Source organism: Mycobacterium sp. (assembly GCF_025965855.1).
Lineage (GTDB): Bacteria > Actinomycetota > Actinomycetes > Mycobacteriales > Mycobacteriaceae > Mycobacterium.
Genome location: NZ_JAOPWB010000205.1, coordinates 1 through 4,647 on the forward strand (window position 1 = coordinate 1; position 4,647 = coordinate 4,647).

General features: G+C 69.8%; 2 protein-coding genes. One reads left to right on the forward strand and one right to left on the reverse strand.

Features of this window, described 5'->3' with window-relative positions; all coding sequences use genetic code 11:
* Positions 1-271, reverse strand: a 271-nt coding sequence (locus JWP83_RS17700) for a hypothetical protein (protein WP_297732419.1), incomplete at its 3' end; no start/stop codon positions are given.
* Between JWP83_RS17700 and JWP83_RS17705 the strand changes: the two genes are divergently transcribed.
* Positions 248-4,647, forward strand: a 4,400-nt coding sequence (locus tag JWP83_RS17705; protein WP_297732421.1) for an SDR family NAD(P)-dependent oxidoreductase, incomplete at its 3' end; no start/stop codon positions are given. The genes JWP83_RS17700 and JWP83_RS17705 overlap by 24 nt on opposite strands.

A 4,647-nucleotide genomic window follows, 5' to 3' on the forward strand; every position in this document is an offset into this window, starting at 1 on the left:
CCGCCATCCCGACCTGGATCTCGGCGATGTGGCCTACAGCCTGGGCCGCACCCGCACACATCACTCCCATCGGGCGGTGATCACCGGAGCGGCGAGCAGCGCCGATCCGCGCGACGACATGCTGAACGCCCTGCGTGCCGTTGGCGCCGGCCAACCCCACCCGCAGCTCACCGGCCACCATTACCTGGCCCACCTTCGCGGTAAGACCGTGTTCGTCGTACCCGGCCAAGGCGGCCAATACCCCGGCATGGGTCGAGAGCTTTACGAACACCACCGCGTCTTCGCCGACATGGTCGACGACTGCGACGAGGCGTTGCGCCCATTCACGGGCTGGTCGGTGCGCGACGTCCTGCGTCAGGACCCGGCGGCCCCGGCGCTGGACCGAGTCGATGTCGTTCAGCCGGTGCTGTTCACGATGATGGTTTCGCTTGCCGAGGTGTTAAGCCACTACGGCATTGTTCCCGACGCGGTGATCGGCCACTCCCAAGGAGAGATCGCCGCGGCGTATATCGCCGGGGTGTTTCCCTTGCCCGAGGCCGCCAAGGTTGTGGCGCGGCGCAGCCAGGCGCTGAGCGCCCTATGCGGTGCCGGTGCCATGGCGTCGGTGCTGCTCGCCGCCGACCAACTGGATCCCCTCCTGCAACCGTGGGGTGAGGCGTTGAGCGTCTCCGCGATCAACGGCCCGTCACACACCATCGTCAGCGGCGACCCCGCCGCGCTCGAGGAGTTCACCGCGGCCTGCGAGCGTGACGGCATCCAGATCCGGCCCATCGCCGTCGATTACGCCTCGCACTGTGCTCAGGTCGAAACGGTGCGTGAGCGCCTCCTGGCAGAGCTGAGCGACCTGAGTCCGGCGCCCGCACGCATCCCGCTGTATTCCACAGTGGGGAAAGCGCTTTCAGCCGATCCCCTCGAAACCACCACCATGGACACCGACTACTGGTATCGCAACCTGCGTGAGCCGGTCCGGTTCCATGACAGGGTGGTCGAACGTCTGGCCGCCGGCGAGTGCACGTTTGTGGAGTTGTCCCCGCACCCGGTATTGGCGCCAGCGATCACCGACACCTTGGCCCAGTCCGCGGGGCGGACCCAGTCGGCGGTGATCATCACGCTGCACCGGGACCGTCCCGACCCGGACAGCCTGGCTATGGCGCTGGCCCAGCTGCACAATCATGGCCACAGCCCGTCGTGGCCGGCCCTGTATCCGCACGCCCGCACGGTCGGGTTGCCCACCTACCCGTTCGATCACCGCCGCTACTGGTTGGCCCCTACGCCGACGGACGACGCTGCCGGGCTCGGCCTGGACCGTGCCGAACATCCCTTGTTGGGCGCGGTCGCCGCGCTGGCCGACGAAGACCAGGTCATGGTCAGCGGGCGGCTGTCACCCAGCGCCCAGGAGTGGCTGGTCGGCCATCAAGTCAACGACACCGTGGTGTTCCCGGCGACGGGGTTCATCGAGGTGATCCTGCGGGCCGGTGAGTTGGCCGGCTGCCCGGTGATCGACGAGCTGATCCTGCACGCCGCCCTGACCCTGTCGGAGCACGCGCCGACCGACCTGCAGATCCTCGTGCATCCGCTCGATCAGCTGGGCCGGCGCGCGTTTAGCGTGCACTCGCGCACCGGTGGCAATCCTGCCGCGTGGACCCTGCACGCGAGCGGCGCGCTGAGCGCCGGTCAGCCCACCGCCGGCTCCCCGCTCGTGCCGGCGCCGGGTGCGGAGGTGCTCGACCAGGACGACTTCTACGACCGGCTGGCCCAGCAGGGTTACCGCTACGGCGGCCTGTTCCGGTCGGTCCGGGGCATCGGCACCGACCCCGCCCGACCCGACGTCGCCTATGCCGAGGTGGCGTTGCCCGCCGGCACCGATGTCACCGGCTACGGCATTCACCCGGCCCTCCTGGACGCCGGCCTGCACCCGCTGGCCTCCGCGTTCGACCGCGCCGGCGAGGCCGACTCGGCGTTGCCGCGGCTTCCCTACGCGTTCAACGGGATCACCCTGTATGCCACCGCGGCCACCCAGCTGCAGGTCCACCTGACCCGCACCGGCGCGGACACGTTCAAGCTGCACGCCACCGACCCCACCGGGGCCCCGGTGATCACCATCAGCGCGTTGACTTTGCGCGCCGCCTCCGAACAGATCGGCCGGCCGACGTCGATCGCCGGGCTCGCCGACAGCTTGTTCGAGCTGACCTGGCCATCGCTGCCCGATCTCCCCGGTCCGGCGGCCCAACCGCCCGGGTGGGCGGTGTGCACCGATTCACCCGAGCAGCTGCCGGCCGGCCTGTCCAACGGCACGATCCACCACGACCTGGCCACCTTGACTCCATGCCCGGACGTGGTGATCTGGCCCCTACCGCGAACCGAGGCCGATCCGCTGCGGCGAGTGCATGCCCTGACCCGCCACGTTTTGGCCCAGCTTCAGGGCTGGTTGGCCCGGCCCGACACCGCCAACGCCCGCCTGATGATCGTGACCCGTCACGCGGTCAGCGTCAGCGCTCATGACGGTGTCCCGGATCTGGCGCACGCCGCGGCCTGGGCGCTGATACACACCGCCCAAAACGAGCATCCCGACCGCATCGTTCTGATCGACACCGACGACAGCTCCGCCACCGCCGCCACCCTGCCATCCATCGCCGCGACACCACCGGCCGGCGAGCCGGAGCTGGCCCTGCGCAACGGTGTTGCCCACATCCCCCGCCTGGCCCGCACCCCGACGCTGACCCCACCGGATGCCCCCGCGTGGCAGTTGGGCACCACCCGCAAAGGTGATCTGACCAACCTGGCCCTGCTCCCCACCGACCCGCCCACGACGCTGGCCCCGGGGCAGATCCGCGTCCAGGTGCGCGCCGCCGGGCTGAACTTCCGTGACGTGGTCGTGGCGTTGGGCGCCATCGCCGACGAGGGCCTGGGTAGCGAGGGCGCCGGGGTCATCGTCGACGCCCCGAGCGGGACGTCGCTGCGTCCCGGTGATGCGGTGATGGGCCTTTTCCCGCACAACGCGTTCGCGCCCACCGCGATCACCGATGAGCGCATGGTGGTACCCATCCCGGCCGGATGGTCGTTCACCCAGGCCGCGTCCGCGCCGATCGTGTTTCTGACCGCGTATATCGCTTTGGTCGAGATCGCCGGGTTGTCGGCCGGGCAGCGGGTGCTCGTCCACGCCGGCGCCGGAGGTGTCGGTCAGGCCGCCATCCAGATCGCCCGTCACCTTGGTGCTGAGGTTTTCGCCACCGCCCACCCGAACAAACACCACGTGCTCGACGATCTGGGGGTCGACGCCGGGCACATCGCCTCGTCGCGCACGCTGGATTTCGTCGATGCCTTCCGCGACGCCACCGATGGGCAGGGCATGGACGTCGTGCTCAACAGCCTTGCCGGGGAGTTCGTCGACGCTTCGCTGCGACTGCTGCCGCGCGGGGGCAGCTTCGTCGAAATCGGCAAGACCGACATCCGCCGGGCCGGCGACATCGCGGCGTCCCATCCCGGAGTCGACTATCACGTCTACGACCTGTCCAGCGCGCCCGCGGAATCCCTCCGGCCGGCGTGGACTGCCCTGACCGAGATGTTTGCCGCCGGTGCCCTCAAGCCGCTGCCCACCACGAGCTACGGCCTGCTGAACGCCGCCCAAGCCTTCCGTGACATGAGCCAAGCCCGCCACACCGGAAAGATCGTCCTGATTCCCCCCGCGGTGTTGGACCCCGAGGGCACGGTGCTGATCACCGGTGGCACCGGGATGCTGGGTGCGATCTTTGCCGAGCATCTGGCCACCCGCTACGGCGTCGAGCATCTGCTGCTGGTTTCGCGCAGCGGGCCCGATGCTGCCGGGGCCGGCGAACTGCAACAACGTTTGGCCGCGCTGGGCGCGCACGTCGCGATCGCCGCGTGCGATACGAGTAACCCCGCCTCGTTGGCCGTAGCACTTGACGCCGTCGCCGCCGAGCACCCGTTGACCGCGGTGATCCACGCCGCCGGCGTCCTGGATGACGCCTTGCTGACCGACCTCAGCCGTGAACAACTCGACGCGGTCTTGGCCGCCAAGGCCGACGCCGCCTGGCACCTGCATCGCCTCACCGCCGACCGCGACCTGGCCGCGTTCGTCTTGTTCTCCTCGGCCGCGGGAATACTGGGCAGCCCCGGGCAGGCCAACTACGCGGCCGCCAACGCATTCCTGGACGCGCTGGCCCGCCACCGCCACCACACCCAACGGCAGGCCACCAGTGTGGCCTGGGGTTACTGGCAAACCCCGTCCGGCATGACCGCCCACCTCAGCACGGCCGACCTGACCCGCCTGAGCGGCACCGGCCTGACCCCCATCACCGCCGAGCACGGCCTGGCGCTGTTCGACGCCGCGCTCGCCAGTCAGCCGACCAATCTGCTGGCCAGCCCGTTCAACACCGGCGCGTTGACCCGCCAGGCACGCCACAACACGCTCGACCCGATCCTGTCCGCTTTAACCCACAGCCGTCCCCAGGCCGCCACCGCCAGCCCCCGCACCCTGGCCGCCACGTTGGCCACCCAAACGCCCCAACAACCCGCGCCCAAGATTGCGGTGAAAACGCCGCAACCCCTCCACACCGACGGCACGGTCGTATATCCAGGTGACCTGAATCAGCGCGCCGTGCACCGCTCGCAGCGCGAGAAACGCCG